Origin of the sequence: Bacillus sp. FJAT-45350, assembly GCF_002335805.1 — a bacterium.
Classification (GTDB): domain Bacteria; phylum Bacillota; class Bacilli; order Bacillales; family NISU01; genus FJAT-45350.
Map to the genome: position 1 here is coordinate 111304 of NZ_NISU01000003.1, position 23396 is coordinate 134699.

Annotated in this window: 15 protein-coding genes and 3 pseudogenes; 14 read left to right on the top strand and 4 right to left on the bottom strand. The window is 35.7% G+C overall.

The genetic code is table 11. From position 1 onward, the window contains the following. The first annotated feature begins 492 nt into the window (after window positions 1-492). The 8 genes and pseudogenes from CD003_RS19630 to CD003_RS19665 all read left to right on the top strand — a co-directional run bounded on the left by CD003_RS19630 (window position 493) and on the right by CD003_RS19665 (window position 10772). Window positions 493-807, top strand: coding sequence for an ArsR/SmtB family transcription factor (locus tag CD003_RS19630; RefSeq protein WP_096203123.1), 315 nt, complete (start codon window positions 493-495; stop codon window positions 805-807). Between the two features lie 92 nt (window positions 808-899). Further along, window positions 900-1408, top strand: a pseudogene (locus tag CD003_RS19635) (DMT family transporter). Window positions 1409-1878: 470 nt separating this feature from the next. Beyond that, the gene (locus tag CD003_RS19640) at window positions 1879-3051 is read left to right on the top strand and encodes a ParM/StbA family protein (protein ID WP_096202958.1); all 1173 of its coding nucleotides are present in this window, start codon (window positions 1879-1881) and stop codon (window positions 3049-3051) included. Between the two features lie 9 nt (window positions 3052-3060). Continuing rightward, window positions 3061-3666, top strand: a complete 606-nt coding sequence (locus tag CD003_RS19645) for a hypothetical protein (RefSeq protein WP_096202959.1) — start codon at window positions 3061-3063, stop codon at window positions 3664-3666. Between the two features lie 417 nt (window positions 3667-4083). Continuing rightward, entirely contained in the window at window positions 4084-5610 is a 1527-nt protein-coding gene (locus CD003_RS19650; RefSeq protein WP_096202960.1) for a malate:quinone oxidoreductase, read from the top strand. A gap of 168 nt (window positions 5611-5778) precedes the next feature. After that, a complete protein-coding gene (locus tag CD003_RS19655) occupies window positions 5779-6888 on the top strand; it encodes a metallophosphoesterase (RefSeq protein WP_096202961.1) in 1110 nt (369 codons plus the stop codon). 159 nt (window positions 6889-7047) lie between these two features. Then, window positions 7048-7881: an ion transporter gene (locus CD003_RS19660; RefSeq protein ID WP_096202962.1), complete on the top strand. Its 834-nt coding sequence runs from the start codon at window positions 7048-7050 to the stop codon at window positions 7879-7881. Between the two features lie 215 nt (window positions 7882-8096). Further along, window positions 8097-10772 (top strand): cation-transporting P-type ATPase, encoded by a 2676-nt coding sequence (locus CD003_RS19665; RefSeq protein WP_096202963.1) that lies wholly within the window; start codon window positions 8097-8099, stop codon window positions 10770-10772. A gap of 133 nt (window positions 10773-10905) precedes the next feature. Here the strand turns inward: CD003_RS19665 and CD003_RS19670 are convergent, their stop codons facing one another. The 3 genes from CD003_RS19670 to CD003_RS19680 form a co-directional block, all read right to left on the bottom strand. Further along, on the bottom strand, window positions 10906-12171 hold the full coding sequence (locus tag CD003_RS19670) for an L-lactate MFS transporter (RefSeq protein ID WP_257008403.1): 1266 nt from the start codon (window positions 12169-12171) through the stop codon (window positions 10906-10908). A 228-nt stretch (window positions 12172-12399) separates the two neighbouring features. Then, entirely contained in the window at window positions 12400-13353 is a 954-nt protein-coding gene (locus CD003_RS19675; RefSeq protein WP_096202965.1) for an L-threonine 3-dehydrogenase, read from the bottom strand. Between the two features lie 76 nt (window positions 13354-13429). Next, window positions 13430-14620, bottom strand: a complete 1191-nt coding sequence (locus CD003_RS19680; protein WP_096202966.1) for a glycine C-acetyltransferase — start codon at window positions 14618-14620, stop codon at window positions 13430-13432. Between the two features lie 302 nt (window positions 14621-14922). Between CD003_RS19680 and rlmN the strand changes: the two genes are divergently transcribed. The 6 genes and pseudogenes from rlmN to CD003_RS19705 all read left to right on the top strand — a co-directional run bounded on the left by rlmN (window position 14923) and on the right by CD003_RS19705 (window position 21935). After that, the gene (gene rlmN / locus CD003_RS19685; protein ID WP_096202967.1) at window positions 14923-15987 is read left to right on the top strand and encodes a 23S rRNA (adenine(2503)-C(2))-methyltransferase RlmN; all 1065 of its coding nucleotides are present in this window, start codon (window positions 14923-14925) and stop codon (window positions 15985-15987) included. Between the two features lie 447 nt (window positions 15988-16434). Beyond that, entirely contained in the window at window positions 16435-18048 is a 1614-nt protein-coding gene (locus tag CD003_RS19690; protein WP_096202968.1) for a glutathione ABC transporter substrate-binding protein, read from the top strand. A 381-nt stretch (window positions 18049-18429) separates the two neighbouring features. Beyond that, window positions 18430-19491: a cytochrome-c peroxidase gene (locus CD003_RS19695; protein ID WP_096202969.1), complete on the top strand. Its 1062-nt coding sequence runs from the start codon at window positions 18430-18432 to the stop codon at window positions 19489-19491. Between the two features lie 42 nt (window positions 19492-19533). Continuing rightward, window positions 19534-20283 (top strand): annotated as a pseudogene (locus tag CD003_RS22770) (MCP four helix bundle domain-containing protein); the annotation flags it as partial. A 312-nt stretch (window positions 20284-20595) separates the two neighbouring features. Continuing rightward, window positions 20596-21228: pseudogene (locus tag CD003_RS22775) on the top strand (methyl-accepting chemotaxis protein); the annotation flags it as partial. Between the two features lie 119 nt (window positions 21229-21347). Then, on the top strand, window positions 21348-21935 hold the full coding sequence (locus CD003_RS19705) for a DNA-3-methyladenine glycosylase (RefSeq protein ID WP_096202971.1): 588 nt from the start codon (window positions 21348-21350) through the stop codon (window positions 21933-21935). 101 nt (window positions 21936-22036) lie between these two features. On the opposite strand, the gene mgtE is transcribed toward CD003_RS19705, so the two are convergent. Continuing rightward, window positions 22037-23395 (bottom strand): magnesium transporter, encoded by a 1359-nt coding sequence (gene mgtE / locus CD003_RS19710; protein ID WP_096202972.1) that lies wholly within the window; start codon window positions 23393-23395, stop codon window positions 22037-22039. Window position 23396: the final 1 nt, after the last annotated feature.

Consider the following 23396-nt stretch of genomic DNA (forward strand, 5'->3'; position numbering starts at 1 on the left):
TATACGTAAGTGCCCATTATTTTAAGGGGAGTAATGAGAATAAAGTGAGTAATAATGTAAATAGCATCGGTCCCGTTGAAGCAGCTAGCGAGGGTCTTTTTTAATATTTGATTACAGCCATAAGAATAACAATTTACCATCTATGCTATTTCTTTACCATCACTTTCCGATAAATTTACCACTTGATGCCAACTTGTTTACCGATAGAAAAACGTCAACGATTGAAAAAGCCTAATCCTCCTTATCTTTAACGAGGATTTAGACTTTGGTTTTACATCAGGCGTGCTATTTGTGGAATATCATTTTGCTATTGCACAGTATACTGTGCAGCAAATGGTCTTTGTTTCGTCTTTCTTCTTCAACATTAGGACCCAGTTAGTTAAGTAAGCCATGCCTAATTTAGATGAATGATTTGTAATAAGTAAACTTAGGTAATACACCTAACCTGTGCTAATTGACATATCGAAAAAAAATCGATATATAATAACAACTATGGAACCAATCGATGTATTTAAGGTGTTATCAAACAAAACTAGACTTAACATTTTACAGTGGCTGAAGGAACCAGAGAAGCATTTCCCTAAACAAGGCGCTCACCTGCCAAAGGAGGTAAGTTATAAAGGGGGAGTATGTGTAGGAGTCATTCAAGAAAAAGCCGAAGCTTCTCAATCTACGGTATCTTACTACTTAAATATGATGCAGAAAGCTGGTCTTCTTGAATCTGTTCGTTATGGTCAGTGGACGTACTATCGAAGAAACGAAGAAGTCATTCGTCAATTTGCTGAATATCTTAAAACAGAAATCTGAGTTGGTTGATTTCTGTTTTTTTTATAAAATAATATATCGATTATTCTAGATATCTAAAAATAAAGATAATGAACTCAGGAGGGATTCATTTAATGCGTTACATCTCATATATATTAGCGTTATTAGCAGGGGCAGCGCTTATTTTTGAAGGAGCTATTTACGGTGAATTAGGGAAAACGATAGGAAAGCTCGAAACAAGTTTTTATAACTTCTTTGTGGGTTCAATCATCCTCGGATTATTATGGCTTTTCTTTGGAAAAGGTAAACTTTCCTATGCGATTGAAGCACCTATATGGACATTACTTGGTGGTGTCTTGGGGGTTGTTTATTTAACATCTATTGTGATTAGTGTTCCATTTGTTGTGTCGGAATAACTATGGTTGCAGTCATTATTGGTCAATTAGTGATGAGTATGGTGATTGAACATTATGGTTGGCTTGTAATCGGCATTGTTACTGACAATTTCGGCTGGTTCAATAGTTTAGTCATTCCTTTAGATATGAAACGTTATTTTGCATTACTGTTTATGATTATTGCTCTTTATTTTATCTATAAAGGAAATAAACGTGCTGCGCAGCAAGGGTTACCCCATAATCAATAGGAGTGCAGTGGTAAACTACCTGTCATTCTTTGGTACACTTCTTGTCATTTGGTGGTAACTACTATGTCAGAGGTGGTACATTTCAATGGCTATAATCAATATTAGGGGAGAGGGAGTAAAGAGAGTTTAATTAGATTAGGAGGGGCCTTTTTTTTGGTTCATGGTGATTTTTTCTAACGTATTTTCGTGCATACAAATTACGTTTACTAGTTTACAATACGTAAACGTAATGAATACAAATACGTTTACGTGTACACAATCATGTTTACATACTGTGATTACAATATGTGTACAATGTTGTAATGGACGTTTACATTATTGTTTACAAAGTGTTGCAAAAAGTTTACAAGTTTACAGTTATATTTCTTTTCTCTAAGTGTATTGCAGTATCTATTAATACCCTTTAACCTTATAATAAGGAATGAGATTATACATAATGATTAAAATAAGCGAAAAAGGGATGATATTTTATGGTCAAATCAAGAGTGGCAGCTATTGATGTTGGAAATGATTCTATTAAGGCAATTTTAGGAGAATTAGATTACGAGTTAAATATTCCTAACATTATTGCTAGAGATACGGAAGACCGTCCGGTAATTGGAATAGAAGAATTAGATAATAAAGATCCTCTAGATGGAATTCATGTAAAAGTACATTCTCCAGCATTGAAAGAAAATAATGTTATTTATCGAGTTGGCGTTCTAGCAACAAAAAGTCATAATGCGACGGAATTAGACCCTGGTAGCAGTAAGTCAGAAGAAGATCAAACGTTAGTGATGCTTCTGACAACATTGGCATTAGATGCAGTAAGAGAGGAAAATCGAGACATTTTCAAAAAAACAAACAATGTGGTAGATGCAAATTATACGGTAGGAACTGGTCTTCCTCTTCGTGAAGTTAAAGAGGGTAGGGATGCTGGGTATCGTTCAAAATTAATAGGGTCTGTCCATCAAGTAGAATTTTTAGTAACTCCGAAGTACCAGGGGTTAAAAGTAAATATAAAGTTTGATGAAGTAAAGGTATATCCAGAGGGATTTGCAGCTTACATTAATTTAGTAATGGATAGTAATCTAAAAGTTATTAATAGGGATTTAATTGATAAAAGAATATTAATCCAAGACATTGGTGGGTTATCGACGGATATTGCTGTTATTAAGAATCGAAACGTTGATGATGATAAGGCTCAAGGGTTTAATCTTGGTGTATCAGAGTCACTAGAAGAGATAAGAGAAGAAATTAGAAAGAAACACGGCATTGAATTAGATAGCCGTAGAGATGTTGTTGAAATAATTACTAAGAAAAATGATCGAAATCATATAATGGTTAAAGGAAGTAGGACAAGTGTCCATGATATTACGGATCGCATACTTCTTGATTTAGCTAAGAAACAATATCGATTATTACGTAATACATGGCAGAAGAATTCTCAAACAGAAATCTGTTATTTTGTAGGTGGCGGCTCCATCGTTTTAAAGGAGTATATTAAAGCTTTAAATAACAGTCTTGATGGTTATAATATTGATTTCTTTGAAGATGAAAAAGAAAGTATATGGATGATGGCAAATGCTTATTATAAGTTAATTACCGACTACACGAGAAAAGTAGAGAAGCAAAATGCGGTCAAAGAGCCTACAAAGAGCTAAGGTGATTTTATGAAAAACTCTAACCAGGTTGAAATTAAGAGGGGCCAAGCAATTTCTTTCCGGGTCCCTTCAGATACACCTGACCATTTATTAAAGCACTTGCAAAGGTTAAAGGAAACAGAAAGAAGAAATTTTTCAAGTAAAATTGCAGAGTTTGTAATGCAAGGAGTTGTAAGCTCTAATGTGAAAGAACGGGAAACGATTACAATTCCACTTCCCCATAAACTAAGTAAGTCACAACGAGACTGGTTAAAGCATGAACATTCGGAAGCCTTAATAGGAAATATTGTTTATCAACTATTAACAGACCCAGTTCGTTCTACTGCATTACTTGCTTCCTTTAATAGTAATTCCTTGGATATTGATCGTGTGTTGTACTTACAGGAGGATTTAGACATTACTGTTCCTAAAGAACCCTTCGAGGATGACAACCAGTTAAATTCTACTGAAGAGGTAGCTTCAACTAATGATTTAGAAATAATCGATGATGATTTAAGTGACTTTAATTGGGAAGAGATAAGACAAGAACAACCTGAAACCGAAAAGGAAGACGAAGAAACAGAAGATAATCTTCAAGACCTCCTAGGTGATTTTTTAGATAAAATGAATAAGTAGACCTTGACTAAATGCTTGAATATGGTGGCGTATAATTATGGTCTAAGGAATGCCTAAGTAATTTATAAGTTATGTAGACTGAAAATATGGCATAAATATAAAGTGAAACCAAAGTCAAACCCTTTATAATAAAATGGGTAATGACTTTGGTTTTTTGTTAGTTCTTAGGGGCTTCTAGACGGTGTTTTTGTTTTTAAACTGTAACAGTACAGGTGGGCTCAACACTGAAAATTATCAGCTTTTAAACACCTTTTAACTATCATATAACAGTAAATAAATCTTTTAATATTATGATTATAGTGATAGACTATGATCATGATATAATTGATCCAGAAAAGATGTGTGAATAGGTCGCGTCCTGGCTTGCTGTGGCGCTTACATCCTTTCTGCAAATCTTAGGTGATAAGGAAGGTTAAAATGAGTAACAGACAAACCAACACAGACGTAATCTTAATTGGTGCCGGTGTTATGAGTGCAACTTTGGGGGTTCTTCTGAAAGAACTAGTACCGGACTGGAAAATTACAGTATTTGAGAAGCTTTCAAAAGCAGGAGAGGAAAGCTCTAACGAATGGAATAATGCTGGAACGGGGCATGCAGCATTGTGTGAACTTAACTACACGAACCAAAAACCGGATGGTTCTGTAGATATAAGTAAAGCTATTAAAATTAATGAACAGTTTCAGGAGTCAATGCAGTTCTGGTCTTATCTTGTGAATCGTAAGTTGATAAGTAGTCCACAAGACTTTATTATGTCATTGCCTCATATGAGCTTTGTACAAGGGGAACAAAATGTTACTTTTTTAAAGAATCGTTTTGAAGCAATGTCAAAAAATCCTTTGTTTGAAGGAATGGAGTTTTCAGACAAACCAGAAAAGCTAGCTGAATGGATTCCACTTATTATGCAAGACAGAGTTTCTAATGAACCGATAGCAGCAACAAAAATTGATTCTGGAACTGATGTTAATTTTGGTGCTTTAACGCGCATGTTGTTTGACCACTTAAAGAACAAAGACGTTGACATCAAGTACAAACATACTGTTCAGGATATTAAACGTGATAGCGACGGCTCATGGAAAGTGAAAGTACATGATGACAGTATTGGTAGTAGTGAATATCACACTGCAAAATTTGTTTTTATCGGTGGCGGTGGAGGAAGCATACATTTACTGCAAAAATCCGGTATTCCTGAAGGAAAACAAATTGGAGGATTCCCAGTAAGTGGAATATTTATGTCGTGTAATAATCCAGATGTCGTAGCGCAGCATCATGCGAAGGTTTATGGAAAAGCTAAGGTTGGTGCTCCACCAATGTCTGTCCCGCATCTTGATACAAGATATATTGACAATAAAAAATCGTTACTTTTTGGGCCATTTGCTGGTTTCTCACCAAAGTTCTTAAAAGAAGGGTCAATGTTGGATTTAGTATCGTCGGTAAAGCCGAATAATGTCTTTACTATGTTAGCGGCAGGAGCAAAAGAAATGCCATTGACGAAATATCTAATTCAACAAGTGATGTTATCGAAAGAACAGCGTTTGGAAGAGCTGCGTGAATTTATCCCGAATGCAAAAAGTGAGGATTGGGATTTAATCGTAGCAGGTCAACGTGTTCAAGTTATTAAAGATACCGAAGCTGGTAAAGGAACTCTTCAATTTGGTACGGAAGTAATTACTGCTGAAGATGGCTCGATTGCAGCATTGTTAGGAGCGTCTCCGGGTGCGTCAACTGCTGTTTCTGTCATGCTTGAGGTAATTAACAGATGTTTCCCTGAACATAAGGAAGAGTGGGAACCAAAAATCAAAGAGATGATTCCTTCTTATGGATTATCACTAGTGAATAACCCAGACCTTATCAAAGAATTACATGCTTCAACAGAACAGACGCTAGGCCTAACAGATAAAGTAAATGAAAATCAGAAAAAAAAAGGTAACTTAGTGAAAGCATAAATCGCCATATTGGTGGGTTTATGCTTTTTTTTAGCTCTATTGACTAGTCATAAGAAGCCTAATATAAAAGAATTCATTTAAATTGTCTTTGTAGGTTAACTTTAGTAATAATTGCATAGTATAAGCATAACATTCGTAAATCTATAGGAAAGATTGGAGAGCTAGTCTGTGCTTATTTATGGAATACTATTTCTTTTAGTTTATGGAGTTCTTGTCCTTTATATAGGTTGGAGTGGTTGGGGATGGGTGAAGTCTAGGGTAGAGAGTGAAATCTCATGGAGGATTAAACTCCTTTATATTATTAGTTTAACAATTGTTTCTCTTTCTTTTGTATTAGGGAGATTATTTGAAAATGTAATTTTGCATCTCATAGGTACTTTTTGGATGGCTTTATTTTATTTATTGGTTATTATTTTACCATTAATGCATTTAAGTGTTTGGATTTTGCGGTATACTCCCTTACCTAAGTATCATCTTGAAAAATGGCCTAAAATTATTACTTTAGGACTGATTTTATCATTAGTTACCTTTGGAGTATTTAATGCTTATAGTCCTAGGGTGCAAAGCTATGACATTCAAATTGAGAAAAATACTCTAGCGACAGAACAATTATCAATTGTCATGGCGTCTGATATGCATTTTGGATTACTTTCTGGTAAAAACCATGCGAAACGAATGGTCAATAGTATTAATGCGCTTGCACCTGATATCGTAGTATTTCCTGGGGATATTGTCGATGATGAAATTGATCATTTTATGAATCAAGGAATTGATAATATTTTAGCGCAAATCAACGCGCCATATGGGGTATATGTTTCTTTGGGTAATCATGATAGGCATAATGGGCCTATTGAAGAATTAATAAATACGCTGGAAAGAGGCGAACTGAAAGTATTATATGATGAAGTTATCACAGTTAATGATGATATTATTTTAATTGGAAGAAGAGACTTTAGTGATTCTGAACGAAAAGAACTTGCTACTTTAACAGAGGGAATAGATAGTTCAAAACCAGTCATTCTTTTAGAGCATCAGCCATATGATTTGGATATTGCTCAGCAACAAGGAATTGACCTGGTTCTCTCAGGACACACTCATCTTGGACAAGTATTTCCAGGAAATCTTATTACAAGTCAGATTTACAAAAATAACTGGGGCCTTTTGAAGGTGGATCAACTCCATTCCATCGTATCATCTGGATATGGATTTTGGGGACCGCCTATACGAATAGGCTCTAGGTCAGAACTTGTACAAATTGATGTGTCTATTGGTTTATAGATACTAACTCCTTGAACAGATAAAAGTTTAAGGAGTTTATGCCGCCGTTCATAATATTGTCATTATTTACAATATAGTAATTACAATGTTAATAACTTAACTCCTAAAGTAACCTGATATAATAGAAGGTATGACAAAAATGATAGAAGGGTTGACAAAATGGAACCTCAAGTAGAATTGAATAGTAATAATGGTTCACTGAGAACGAAAGTTAGACAATTAGTAGAACATAAATATTTTCAACCGATTGTCATTGCGATTATTCTCTTAAACGGTCTAATTATTGTTACCGAGACATATTTGACTGGAAATAGTATATTACTAGTTCTAGATCAAATTATTGTATGGATTTTTGTAATAGAGCTATTTTTAAAGATAATTGGTCTTGGTTTCAAAGGGTATTTTTCAGATAGGTGGAATCTATTTGATTTTAGTATTGTTGTAGCGAGTTTAGTATTTTACTCGACTCCTTTTGTAAGTGTTCTAAGGTTAATAAGGGTATTACGCTTAATAAGAATGATCCCAGCTATTCCGGCACTACGAAAAATAATCGATTCATTAATGAAATCTGTACCAGCTTTAATAGGGATTTTGGGATTATCAGTTTTACTATTCTCTATTTATGCCATTATTGGAACGACATTTTTCAGTGAAGTACTTCCGTATGAGTTTTTCGGAAGCTTTCATACTGCATTATTTACGTTGATGCAAGTTGTTACATTTGAATCATGGGCGAGTCAGGTTGCTAGACCGATAATTAATGAAATCCCATGGGCTTGGGCTTACTTTGTCTCATTTATCATCATTGGTGCTTTAGTTATTTTAAACCTTGTAGTTGCTGTGATTTTAAGCTACTTAGGTCAAGATGACGAAGCGATTCGTGAGGAACAAATGGAGAGAGTATCCAAAGAAAATCAAGAGCTAAGGAAAGATATTCAAGAAATTAAACAATTAATACTCGATAGTAATAAAAATATAAGTAACAAATCATAAATAAAAGAAGAACAGGGAGTGAGTGTGAACTGAGCCCTGTTCTTTTTCAATTAATGCTGTTCTTTTTCGTTGCGCTACTCATTCAGCTATTTAAATGGTTGTATAGATTTTCGTACAATTGTTAGTCTAACGCGATAAATGTTACTTTAAGGTTTATACTTATAGTGAACACTCCCTTAGCTTCATTAGATTAACAATGGAAGGAGTCACGGACGATGGATAATGAAGAAAATCAACAAAATAAGTCGTATAACCTTGATATCGACACGGTCATTAAAGAATTAGCTACTGACCTTTCAAATGGTCTTCAAGAACACGAGATTTCCAAAAGATTAGAAGATTATGGGGTTAATGAGCTTCCAGAGGCAAAGAAAGAATCTTCCCTCGTTAAGTTCTTGAAACATTTTAACGATGTCCTCATTTATGTCCTGTTAGCAGCAGCCATTATTACTGGTGTTCTAGGTCATTATATCGATACAGCAGTAATTGTGATGGTAGCAGTCGTCAATGCGTTTATCGGCTTTCTTCAAGAAAATAAAGCTGAAAAAGCATTAAATGGAATCAAGAAAATGTTGTCATTAAAAGCAAATGTCATTAGGGATGGAAAAAGAAGTGAAGTCGATTCTAACCAAATAGTTCCGGGAGATATCGTTATTCTTAGTGCAGGAATAAAAATACCAGCAGATATAAGAGTAATTAAATGTGAGAATTTAAAGGTAGAAGAATCAGCACTCACTGGGGAATCTACAGCCGTTCAAAAGAACCCTGCAAAGCTTCCTGATAATACGGTCCTTGGGGATCGTATAAATATGGTCTTTTCAGGAACATCTGTTGCATCGGGAACAGGAGTAGGGATCGTCACTGCTACTGGGAAAGATACAGAGCTAGGAAAAATTAATAAATCGATATCTGAAGTTGAAGTGCTTAAAACACCTCTAATAAAGCAAACGGATAACTTTGGAAAGATGGTCGCACTTGTTATTCTAGTAGCTGCTATTTTTATGTATGGCTTTGGCTATTTTTTACGAGATTATCCTGCTGGAGAGTTGCTTCTTTCTGTTATTGGTCTTGCAGTGGCTGCGATACCTGAGGGGTTACCTGCTATTGTTTCAATTATTTTAGCCTTAGGTGTGCAAAATATGGCAGGCAAAAAAGCGATAGTACGTAATCTTCCATCCGTTGAAACGCTAGGAGCCGTATCTGTTATTTGCTCGGATAAAACAGGAACGTTAACAAAAAATGAAATGACAGTAACATCAGTTGTAACTAAGAATGAACAATATGATATTACTGGCACAGGCTATTCACCAGAAGGAAAGATAGTAAAAGCTAGTAAGCAAGTAAATGTAGATGAGGAACCATTCCTTAAAGAAATGCTAACATGTGTTAATACTTGTAATGATGCTAGCTTACGAAAAAACGAAGATGATCAGTGGGTAATTATCGGTGAACCAACGGAAGGCTGTTTGCTAACATTAGTAGAAAAAGCAAACACAACGATAGAAAAATTTGATGTTCAATCAAAGATTCCCTTTGATTCCGAATATAAATATATGGCAACTCTAGTTGAAAATAGGGGCGAGAAAATCATATATATTAAAGGAGCCCCAGACCGTTTATTTAATATGGTAAGCTCGGATGTTGATTCGGCATTTGATCGGGGTTATTGGGAAGGCAAGGTTAGTGAGTTTGCTAGTACAGGTCAGAGAGTAATTGGAGCCGCTTATAAAAAAGTATCTTCTGATGTTACTTCAATTGACCATGAGGATTTAAAAAAGGGTGTTGTTTTATTAGGATTAACAGGAATTATTGACCCTCCAAGAGAAGAGGCTGTTATTGCCATCAATGAATGTGCAAAAGCAGGGATAAAAGTTAAAATGATTACTGGAGATCATAAAGATACAGCAATGGCAATTGGAAAGCAATTAGGAATTGGGAACGGTGAATTAGCTTTAGAAGGAAAAGATATCGATCAGATGTCCGTTAATGAGCTTGCAGAGGCAGTTAATACGTATGATGTCTTTGCTAGAACAAGCCCAGCGAATAAGTTACAACTTGTGACAGCTTTACAAGAAAACGGTCATATATGTGCAATGACGGGTGATGGTGTTAATGATGCCCCTGCCCTTAAACGAGCAGATATTGGTGTTGCGATGGGGATTAAAGGGACTGAGGTTGCTAAGGATGCATCCCAAATGATTCTCGTGGACGATAATTTCAAAACAATTGTAAATGCTGTACAAGAAGGAAGAAGAGTATATGATAACTTAAAGAAAACGATTTTATTTATTTTGCCTACAAATGGTGCACAGGCATTTCTAGTAATGGCAAGTATTTTGCTTGGAATGACAATGCCATTAACTCCTGTTCAAATTCTTTGGGTCAATATGGTCATTGCAGTCACACTATCTTTAGCTCTTGCTTTTGAACAATTAGAAAAAGGGACGATGAATAAACCACCAAGGCCATTAAATACTCCTTTGTTAAGTGGATATTATATTTTCCGAATTGGATTTGTGTCATTACTCATTGGAGGTGCCACACTATTAATGAATATTGACCTCATTAATAGAGGGTATGAACAAGCGGTAGCGAATACGATAACGCTACATACGATAGTCATTTTACAGCTTCTGTATTTATTTAATTGTAGAAGTGAAAGTGAATCTCCATTTAATCGGGATTTCTTTTCAAATAAGGCTGTATTTATCGTTTCAGCGGCATTATTGCTTTTACAGTTCATGATTATCTATGTTCCGTTTATGAATACAATCTTTGGGACAGCACCAATTGAAATGAAATACTGGATTGTTCCATTCGCAATGGGAATAGGTATCTTTATCATTGTTGAAGTTGAAAAGTTTTTAACGAAAATGATTACAAGAAAATAGTAGAAAAAAGAGTGTGTCTTCATAATAGTGGAGACACACTCTTTTCGTATTGATAGTTGGATGTAATAAAAGAAAAGGCTTACATTTAAGAAGAGCGCTCGCTCAGCTATATGAATTCAGGAAAAAGAATTTATTATGCAATACCTTCTTGTTGGTTTTGTGCAGTTTCCTTTTCTACTTTTTTAATGTCTAACTGAATTAAGACTGAAACAAGTAGAGCAAAGATAATTAAACCAGAGAATACGTAGAATACTGGAATATAGCTTTCTGTTCTTTCTCTAATTTGGGAAACTAATAGAGGTCCTAAAATACCGCCAATTGACCAAGTTGTAAGTAAGTAACCATGTATTGCACCTAGTTGCTTTGTTCCGAATAAATCTCCAATATAGGCAGGTAAATTTGAAAATCCTCCACCATAACAGCTGACAACAATAAAAATTAATGCCTGGAATATTAAAATATTTGTTATAGCCGGGAATGTAATAAATGCAATGATTTGTAGAATGAAAAAGATCATGAACACTGTCGGACGTCCTATGTAATCGGAAATCGCTGCCCATCCAAGTCTGCCACCACCATTGAATATTCCCATAAGTCCAACCATCGTAGCTGCAGCTGCTGCAGATAGACCTACAACTTCTTGTGCCATTGGTGAGGCTACTGAAATCATCATAATTCCGGCTGTCGTGTTTATAAGCATCATAGTCCATAACATCCAGAAGCGTCTTGTTCTTACAGCTTCTCTCGCAGTAAGCTGAGATAAGTCCTTCTTAATTACTTTTTTACCAGATGCAATATCTTTTTTCATAGTAGCTGGCATCCAACCTTCAGGAGGTGGAGCAATATAAGAAGCACCTAACATCATGAAGATAAAGTAACTAGCACCTAAAATATAGAATGTAGCTGAAATCCCTATAGATTGCATTAGGTTTGCTGCGATTGGAGCAGTAATTAATGCACCAGCACCAAATCCCATAACCGCCATCCCTGTTGCAAGACCTCTACGATCTGGGAACCATTTAACTAAGGTAGAAACTGGTGAAATGTATCCAAGTCCCATTCCAAGTCCACTAGCAATCCCATACGTGAGAAGAAACAATAGTTGAGAGTCAATGGCAATTGCAATCCCTGAGCCAGCTTGGCCTAAACCAAAGAGTACAGCAGCGAGCATTGCTGACTTTCTCGGTCCGTGCTTTTCAACAAAGGGTCCAAAGAATGCAGCAGCAATCCCTGCAAGCGCCATCATAAATGTAAACGCTATCGTAATTTCAGTTGTTGACCAACCCATCGTGTCTCTAATTGGGTTTGTGTAGACACTGTAAGCGTATGCAGCACCAATTGACAAATGGATTGCAATAGCAGATAAGGCAATTAACCAACGATTTTTGTTCGTGTTCAAATTCATCTCCTCCTCATCACATTTGTAATATAAAAAGAATTCCAAAAATTAAAAATATAAAGCTGGTAATTATAAGGATAAAGGGCAATAGCTTGTAAATCAAATAAAAATAAAAAATAAAATAATTTAAAATATTTGTAATTTTATGATAAATTGGTAACTAAATGAAGTTTTTTTATATAAAGTAAGGGTGATTTAGTTTTAATACTAAATCACCCTTACTAAAATTTATGCTAATACAAGCTTCTGTTTAAGCTTCTGTAACATATCCTCTGTCATTTTTGTAAGGTCATAATCAGCTTTGAAACCCCACTCTGCTTTAGCAGCTGAGCAATCGATAGCATTTGGCCAACTCTCAGCTATTGATTGTCTAACCGGGTCTACTTGATAGTCAAGAGTGAAGGTAGGAATATGCTTGCGAATCTCAGCCGCAATTTCCTCAGGATCAAAGCTCATTGCTGTTACATTAAAAGAATTACGATGGATTAACTTAGTTGGATTAGCTTCCATTAATTTGATGACAGCATTTAATGCATCGGGCATATACATCATATCCATGTAAGTACCCTTTGCAATATATGATGTATAATGAGATTTTTCAATCGCACTATAGTAAATATCTAATGCATAATCAGTTGTTCCTCCACCTGGTGGAGCAACATAGGAGATTAACCCTGGGAAGCGAAGTCCTCGCGTATCGACTCCAAATTTCTGATAGTAATAGTCACAAAGTAGTTCTCCAGAAACTTTGTTTACTCCATACATCGTTGTAGGACGTTGGATCGTATCTTGTGGTGTTTGATCTTTAGGTGTTGATGGTCCAAATGCACCAATAGAACTAGGTGTGAAAAATTTGCAATCCAGTTCTCTTGCAACCTCAAGAGCGTTAACTAGACCACCCATATTTAAATTCCAAGCTAGTAGTGGATTTTTTTCAGCAGTTGCTGATAATAGTGCTGCTAAATGAATAACTGTATCTACTTGATATTTCTTTGCTACTTGAAACATTGCCTTTCCGTCAGTCACATCTAAAATTTCAAATGGACCAGAATGAACAACATCACTATCATTATTTCTAATATCAGTAGCTATTACATTTTCAGCACCGTAAATATTTCTCATTTTAGATGTAAGTTCTGAACCAATCTGACCTAAAGAACCAGTAATTAAGATTTTCTTCATATCAATTCCTCCAGTTTCTCCCTGATGTAATTTCTATTTTTGCTTATTCTCACATTACATTTAACCGAGAAAATTCCTATATTATTTCTAATTCTTTTCCGACTTTTTCATATATAGCTATTGTTTCATCTAACATTTCTTTTGTATGTGCTGCTGTTGGCATGTTACGTACACGTCCTGTACCTTGTGGGACTGTAGGGAAAACTATGGATTTAGCGTAGACACCTTCTTCAAATAGTCTCTTACTAAACTGCTGTGTTAGCTTTTCTTCCCCAATAATACAAGGAGTAATTGGTGTTTCACTATCACCTATGTTAAAGCCAAGTTCCTTTAAACCTTTCTTTAAATAGTCTCCGTTCTCCCATAGGCGGTCATGCAGTTCTGTGCTTTCCATTAAAATCTCAATTGCTCGAATACACGCAGCAATATCAGCTGGCGGTAAAGATGTAGAGAATAAGAAAGGTCTACTTCTAACTTTTAACCACTCAATTAACTCGCTCTTTCCAGCAACATAACCACCTACGACACCAATTGCTTTTGATAATGTACCGATTTGGAAATCAACTTTATCAGAAAGGCCAAAATGCTTAACAGTTCCAGCGCCTTTCCCTAATACACCAGATCCATGTGCATCATCAACGTACGTAATTAAGTCAAACTCCTCAGCAATTTTCACGATTTCAGGTAAGTTAGCAATGTCACCATCCATTGAGAATACGCCGTCAGTAATGACCATGATTTTGTTATATAGAGCTGATTCCTTTGCTGCCTTTGCCTTTGCTCTTAAATCGTCCATATCTGAATGATTCACGCGAATAATTTTTGCTTTTGAAAGACGACATCCATCAATAATAGAAGCGTGGTTTAACTCATCAGATAGAATTGCATCATTCTTATCCATCACAGCAGAAATAGCTGCCATATTACAATTAAATCCTGATTGATAAGCAATTGCTGCCTCAGTATGTTTAAATTCAGCGATTTTCTCTTCTAACTTTACGTGAAGGTCTAATGTTCCGTTTATTGTACGAACAGCACCAGCCCCTACACCGAACTCTTTTATTGCCTTTGAAGCCACTTCCTTTAGTCGGTCGTCTGTTGCTAATCCTAAGTAATTATTTGATGATAAGTTAATTAAGGTATTTCCGTTAATTGTTATTTTAGGTCCGTTTGCACTTTGTAGTGGGTCTATTTCATTAAATAACCCTTTTGATTTCAAATCAGAAATATTTTCTTTTAAAAAGCGATCTAATACTATGCTTGACACATTTATTCCTCCTCAATTGGTAAAAATACAATTGTAGTGTTCTTCTCAAAAACATAAATGTCTTTATGGAGTGTACAATATAATATGATTAATTCCTTTGTTTAATAGGTTTTCTTGTTTTATACTTTACCATACATTTGATTATATGTTTATACCCAAAAGACATATTCTTATTTTTTTTAGATAATATTATTAAACAAACGGAAAAGAAATATTCTAGTTCAAATGTATACCAATTGATTGTTAAGGCTACTTTGAGTAAAATAAGGTAGAATTTTAAAGTGTTGAAATGAGGGTAACCAATGAATAAAGAATCCATTTATGGATTAACATTAGAACAATTGACGTCTTGGCTTGAGGGATATGGGCATAAAAAGTTCCGAGCATCACAGGTGTGGGACTGGCTATACAAGAAAAGAGTTACGTCATTCGCTGAAATGACGAATGTGAATAAGGATTGTCGTGAGTTATTAGAAGCAAACTACGTCATTCAAACATTAGAGTTACACATTAAACAGGAATCTTCTGATGGAACAATTAAGTTTCTATTTAAATTAGAAGATGGTAATTTAATTGAAACAGTATTGATGAGACATAAATATGGTCTTTCTGTTTGTGTAACAACACAAGTAGGCTGTAATATCGGATGTAGTTTTTGTGCAAGTGGATTATTAACAAAAAGCCGTGACTTATCAAGTGGTGAAATTGTAGAGCAGATTATGAATGTTCAACATCATTTAGATAGTGTAGGAGAAGATGAAAGAGTAAGTCATGTAGTTGTAATGGGAATTGGTGAGCCATTTGATAATTTTGAAAACCTTGTAGACTTTTTAGAGGTAATTAAGGATCAAAAGGGACTTGCTATTGGTGCGAGACATATTACAGTATCAACGAGTGGTCTTGTTGATAAAATTTATGAATTTGCTGATTTAAAACTACAGGTTAACTTAGCTATTTCATTGCATGCTCCAAATAATGAGCTTAGAACACGAATTATGAAAATTAACAGGGCTTTTCCACTAGAGAAGTTGATGGAGGCAATCAATTATTATGTGGAGACAACAAATAGAAGAATTACGTTGGAGTACATTTTACTAAAAGGTGTCAACGATCAGAAGGAACAAGCTCTCGAGCTTGCAGCTTTAATCGGTAATAAGCGCCATCTTGCATATGTAAACTTAATTCCATATAATCCTGTTGATGAACATGACCAGTATCAAAGAAGTGATAAAGAGTCTGTACTAGCATTTTATGACACGTTAAAAAAGAAAGGGATTAATTGTGTCGTTAGACAAGAGCATGGAACAGACATTGATGCTGCATGTGGTCAGTTAAGAAGTAAGCAAATTAAAAAGGGACAAAAATAAAAATATTTATAGAAGAGCGTATCCTATCGGGGTACGTTTTTTTGCTTTTATCTTAGCTTCAAAAAGTGTTTTGTTAATTAAGATAATATAGTAGAAAATTAACTCGATACTTGTCAATTAATTAGATAAGTCTAACTTCATATGTTTTTTAATAACATTTATTAATATAGTATAATTCAAAATTTTTTTAATATATAAATTTTCAGTCTTTACAAATATATTAGAATATAGTAATTTTATATGTATCAGTTTTGTTTCGTTGTAATCAAAACGTAACAAAACATCCGGATTTTTCTCTAATGATTAAAATGTGGTAGTTTAGTAGTTTTGTTTTTTAGTTTCTTGTTTGTAATAGAGTAGCTAAAAAACTAGAAGATATTTCTTCTTTCTATCATTTTTTTACTTAGAAAAAAGTCTGAGTAAAACAAAAAAACAAGGGGGCACATCATGGTTAAAAGTAAGTTTTTAAGAGCAGGTGTATTTTCGATTGTAGCGTCATTGATGCTAGTTGGCTGTTCGAACGATTCAGATGTAAGCAGTGAACAAGAACCAGAAACAGATGGAGACACATCGACTGAGGAAGTTGCAGGCGGGGGAGACCTAATTGTAGGTGTACTTTCTGATGCTACTTCATTGGATCCACATATTTCAAGTGATGTACCATCAGGGGTTATCCAAGTAAATATGTTCGAAACGTTAACAAAATTTAATGAAGATATGGAGTTAGAGCCTTTACTTGCTGAAAGCTGGGAACCGGTTGAAGAACAAGTTTGGGAATTCAAGCTTCGTGAAGGTGTTCAGTTCCATGATGGTACTGATTTTAACGCAGAAGTTGTAAAAGCTAACGTTGAACGTTTACTAGACGAGGAGCTTGCTTCTCCACGTCGTATGCTAGTTGAACTAGTTGAAGAGATTGTTGTTGTAGATGACCACACAATTCAGTTTGTAATGGAGGAGCCGTTTGCTCCACTTCCTGCACACTTTGCTCATTACTCAGCAAGTATTGTAAGCTTAGGTTCAATTGAAGAAGATTATGCTGCTGTAGAAGCTGGTGCACAGCATGGTACGTATATTAATGAAAATCCTGTCGGAACTGGATTTTTCGAATTTGTTAGCTGGAATCCAGGTACAGAAATCCACATAACAAACTTTGACGGATACTGGGGCGACAATGCAAAAGTAGATTCAGTAACATTTAAAGTTATTCCTGAAGATTTAACACGTTTAGCTGAATTAGAAACGGGTGGAGCTCACATTATTGACCCAGTTCAAGTAAGTGATCTTTCACGTGTAGAAAACACAGATGGTATCCATGCATACCAAAGAAATCGTGCGACAGTAACATATATGGGCTTTAACAATCAGAAAGCACCATTTGATGATGCAAGAGTACGTATGGCAGTTGCAAAAACAATTAACAAAGATACAATGGTTGATGGAGTTTTAGATGGTATTGGTGAAAAAGCAATTGGACCAATCAATGATACACAATGGGGTTACAGTGACCAAGTAAATGTTATCGAGCGTGATGTTGAAGCAGCGAAAGAATTATTAGCTGAAGCTGGATATGCAGATGGATTCAGCACAACTATTTACACAAATGATAACCGTGAAAGAATGGATAATGCAGAAATCATTCAAGCAGATTTAAGAGAAATTGGTATTGAAGCTGAAATCGAAGTTGTTGAGTGGGGAGCTTACCTTGATATGACAGGTGCTGGAGAGTACGACGGTATGTTTATCTTAGGTCTATCACTTGGGACAATGGATGCAGACTATCCAATGCACATGTTATTCCACTCTAACAGTGCTGGTGTTGGTAACAGATCATTCTTCTTAGATGAGACGTTTGACCAAATCATTACTGAAGCTCGTGTTGAGCAAGATGAGGCTACTCGTCTACAAATGTACGTTGATGCAGTTAATTACTTAAACGAGGAAGTACCAATGGCATTCCTTTATCACCCAGAGTCAATTATGGGTGTACGCAATGAAGTTAAAGGATTCTGGGCAGATGCTTCAGCTGTATATCAACTACAAAATGTAACAATCGAACAATAATTAAAAAATAAATGTGTCAGGCATGGGAAACTGTGCCTGGCATTTTTTTGCTTTGTTTAAAAAGATTAGTGAAAAAGGGTGGTTTATATTTTTTCTCTAACCTTTAAGTAATTAGCGAAGCTGTTGCTTCTTTAATAGCGCTATGGATGTCTGTTTCGTTGCAAGAGGGCAACGAGCGGAGCCACTACCACTTCTGGAATCGTTATATTGGACTTTTTAAGTCTCCTCATAAAAGTAACATTATTCCTAGTAGAGTTTGAAAGTTATGTTATTAATACATAGTAGTTTTTGTTATTTTCTAATATAATTAAACTGCGACATAACTACTAGTAAAGATAGAAATTACTAACAGTAGTACTAATTACATAGGGAGTGAAATGAATGTTGAAAACGAGATATTGTTTACTGTATGTATCTGTCCTTCTACTTAGCGTAGTGGCTGGATGCTCTAGTGAACAATCTTCGGTTGAGGGGGATGCAACCGGCTCTTTAGATGAAAGTATCCGGACAATGAATGATGAAACACTACGTTCGTTTTTTGAGCCATTAGGACCAGTGCCTATACCGGATACCAATCCAATGAGTGACGAGAAAGTTGAATTAGGGATGATGCTTTTTGCTGACCCTCGGTTGTCACGTAATAACCAATTAAGCTGCCTCAGCTGCCATAGTCCGAGTCTTGGTTACTCTGATAATCTAACTTTTTCTTTAGGATTTGATAGAGCAGTTGTTGGAAGAAACTCTCCAAGTATTGTGAATACAGCTTATTATGATCATTTATTCTGGGATGGTAGGGCGTCTAGTTTAGAGGCGCAGGCGTTAGGGCCAATTCAAGATGAAAAAGAAATGAACCAAGATTTAGATACGATGGTAGAGCAAGTAGAAGCGGTTGAAGGATACAAACCGCATTTTAACCGAGCGTTTGATGGTGAAATAACAGTAGAAACGATTGTAAAAGCAATTGCTGCTTTTCAAAGAACAATTAACATCGTCGACACAGCTTTTGATCGTTTTATAGCAGGCGATAATGATGCACTAGATGAAAGAGAAAAGTATGGTATGGAGCTGTACGTAACAAAGGGCTCTTGTATAACTTGTCATGCAGGTCCAAATTTTACAGATATGGCATTTCACAACATTGGTATTAATACAGATGACACTGGGCGTTATGGTGTAACAGGTATTAAAGAGGATGATGGGAAGTTTCGAACGCCAGGATTACGTGGTGTGACGTATACGGCTCCTTATATGCACAATGGTAGCTTAGTTACTCTTGAAGATGTAATAGAGTATTATAACCGTGGTGGTGACAATCATCCGAATAAATCATCAATTATCAAACCACTAGAATTAACGGAAGAAGAAAAGAAGGCATTAACAGCCTTTATTAGAGCAATCAGTGGTACACCTCCTGAGATTGACATTCCTGAGCTGCCACAATAAATGTGATTAGAAAGGGTCGAATACATGAGCTGGTTCAATAATATGAAAATTCTTTATAAAATGCTTATACTCGTCATCATTTCAATCGTATTTTTGCTTATTGTTGGTGTGAATGGGTACATTCAGATGAAGGAAATGAGCAATGCATCAAATGAAATGTATGAGGAACGGTTATTACCGATTATGTGGTTTGACGAGGTAATAAATAATCTAGCACTAATTGATGCTAGTATTCTACGATTAATCTTAACAGAAGATCGTTTAGAAAAAGATGACGTAATGGCTGAGATGCGAGATTTATCACTACGCATAGATGACTTGTTATATGAATATGAAAGTAAAGAGCTTGATAGCCATATTAGTGAACAAGTTCAACTTTTAAAAACAAAACTAAATGAGTACCATAATGATAGACAAACAATGATAGACTTAGCTGTTATTCGTGATTCAGAAGCAGCATTTTCGTACTATAATGAAACGGAAACAAAAAGACAAGAGATGATCTCGGTAGTGGAAGAAATTGCCTCTATGAATGAGATTGTTGCTGCTGAGTTAAGTCAATATAATCAAGCGAAAGCAGAACAGGCAACTCAAGTTACGTTTATTGTCATTGGGATTGCAATTATCTTAACACTAGTCATTGGACGACTGATTGCCCAGAAAATAATTAAACCACTGAAATCGTTAGAGCATGTTCTTGGGGAATATGGTGAAGGGAATTTAACGGAAAAGGTACCTACTAATCGTACAAAAGATGAAATTGGCAGTTTACTAGGAATAGTTGAACAAATGGGACAGAAATTAAATATTCTAGTAAATAATATTAACCTTACATCAAAAGATGTTGTGAAGGTAGCAGATGAATTTTCTTTAAGTGCAGAGCGTACAGATAATGCGTCAAGGCAAATTGCGGCTTCTATACAAGGGATTGCTGATGGAGCATCGAGACAAAATGCTCGTGCTGAGGACATCGTAACGATGATGGAGCACTCTGTTTTCGAAGTGACAGAAGGAAGCGAGCAAGCAAAAGGGACATTAGTAACTGCTAAGGAAGCAACTACCTTTGCTTATGATGGTGAAAGAGCGATAAACGATGCGATTCAAAATCTAGGTATGGTCACCTCAGTTGTAACGTATGCAACCGATTCTATTGCTAAGTTAGGTCAGCGTTCTGATGAGATCGGCAGAATAACAACAGTTATTACAGATATTGCAGAGCAAACCAATCTACTAGCACTTAATGCAGCAATTGAAGCAGCCCGTGCAGGAGAGCAAGGGAAGGGCTTTGCAGTTGTAGCAGATGAAGTGCGTAAGTTAGCCGAGCAATCTAGTAAAGCAGCTTATCAAATTACGGACTTAATAAATAATATTCAAGGTGAAACAACTGAAACCGTCGATAAGATGACAACAAACCTTAAAGAAGTTACAGAGCAAGTGGATACGATTGAAAAGGGTGGAGAAGCCCTTAAGCAAATAGTTAAAAAAGTAGAGCGTACAGAAGAAGGTACTCAGCATATGATGAATACCTTTGTAAAGCTCAATGAAAACTCACAATTAGTCTTAACTGCAATTCAGGAGATTTCAAGCTTGATTAAGGAAGATGTAATTTCAACGAATGAAGCTTCTACCGCGACGCAAGAGCAAGCAGGTGCAATAGAAGAATTTAATCGTAGTGCAGAAGGCCTTCTTTCAATGGCGAAGAAGTTAGAAGAAGAAATACAGAAATTCAAGGTATAAGATTGTAATGTGAATTGACGATGATGGCTAATTAATGCTGTCATCGTTTTATTATTTATCAACAAAAATGCAATAAAATAACTATATATCGTTAAGTATAACTATAGAGGTGATTATTGGTGCAGCCGTTAGATTATACATTCTATCAACAACCAACAATAGAGTTAGCAAAATCGCTTTTAGGAAAAATTCTCGTAAAGGAAACGAGTGGTGGTGTAGCTTCAGGTATCATAGTAGAAACTGAGGCGTATATGGGGCCAGAAGACCGAGCTGCTCATAGCTTCGGAAATAAGCGAACGAAACGAACGGAAGTTATGTTTGGTCCACCGGGATATGTTTATACATATGTGATGCACACACACTGTCTTGTAAATGTAGTAAGTGGCGAGGTCGATCATCCAGAGGCTGTGTTAATTCGAGCTGTTGAACCTTATGAGGGAACCCATCTTATGTATCAACGTAGAGGTGAAAAGAAAAAGGAAACAGAGCTAACGAATGGACCAGGTAAGCTAACAAAGGCGTTAGGGATTGTTAAAGAAGACTATGGACTGCCGTTTTTTAAAAGCCCTATATATATTGCAGAAAGTGAGGAGGAAGTATTACCAGACATTTCAAGTGGGCCGAGAATAGGCATTGAAAATAGTGGAGAAGCCAAAGAGTATCCGTGGCGCTTTTGGTTAACTGGAAATAAGTTTGTTTCTAAGTGAAAGTATATGTTAATTAGTATAGAGGGAACTGAAAAAGGAGCTCTAGAATCTTTTTCAGTTCCCTCGTTTTATACGGTCAGATGGAGAAAGATGATTATAAATCACATTAGTTTGCTAATAAACATTGTTGCAATTCCAAAGTAAATAAGTAGAGACAGTATATCATTAATTGTTGTAATTAGTGGGCCTGAAGCTATCGCGGGATCGATGTTAAACTTGTATAAAATCAGTGGAATAATCGTTCCTGCTAGAGTACCTATAATAAGGGTCAGTAGTAGGGAACTTCCAACGACGATTCCCAATACAATACTGCCTTGCCAAACTAAACCGATAAGAGCCATCAAAATGCCACACGTAATTCCAATCATTATACCAACTCGTAACTCACGTAAAATTAATTTAATGACCCGTTTTACATCAAGATCTTGGGAGACGAGTCCACGGACAACAACTGCTAATGATTGAGTACCTGTATTCCCCGTCATACCAGCAATTAGCGGAATAAAAAAGGCTAATTCTACAACCCGCTCAAGAGTACCTTCAAAGCCACTGATGATACTAGCTGATACAATCCCGATAAATAGTAAGATAATTAACCATGGTAGTCTACGATAGGCTGCAATTGTCGCGGGTGTGTTAAAGTCAATCGCTTTACCAGAAGCAGACAACTTTTCAATATCTTCATTTGCTTCTTGGATAACAACATCGAGTATGTCATCGACAGTAATGACACCAACTAATATCCCGTTGTCTTGAATGACGGGTATGGAGATAAAGTCATAGCGTTCGATGAGCTTTGCCACTTCTTCTTGATCGGTTAAGACATCGACTTTAATCACTCGATTATACATAATATCAGCAATTTTATCCTCAATATCTGCTAATAAGAGATCCTTATAGGAAACAACACCAACAAGTTTCTTTTCATCGTCAATAACGTAAAGGTAGTTTATGTACTCTGCTAATTCAGCAAAATACTTTAACTTATCAACAGCCTCACGAATCGAATATTTTTCAGATATCCAAACAAAACGGTTCGTCATGAGCCTACCCGCAGTCTCTGGAGGATAGTTCATTAAACTTTGAACAACTTCAGATTCTTCTTTTTTCATTTCTGATAAAAAGTCTTCAATTTGTTCAGGCTTTAAATTCGTTAATAATGACGCTAAATCATCATTTTCCATTAAATCAAAAACTTTTGTTGATTTCTCAATCCCTAACTTATGTAAAATTTCTAGTTGTTCTCCATGTTCTAGCTCCTGAATAAATTCTGTAAGTTGTTCAATTGAGAGGTATAGAAGAAACTTATTTCTGTGCTTGACTGGCAAAAAATGATATTGTTTTGCTATATCATATGGTTGTAATTCGCTAATGATCTTTTCAAATGAACTCTTATTTTCATCTTTTAATAATTGAATAAGAGTCAAAGTAATTTCATTTTCTGACATTTCTAAAGACATG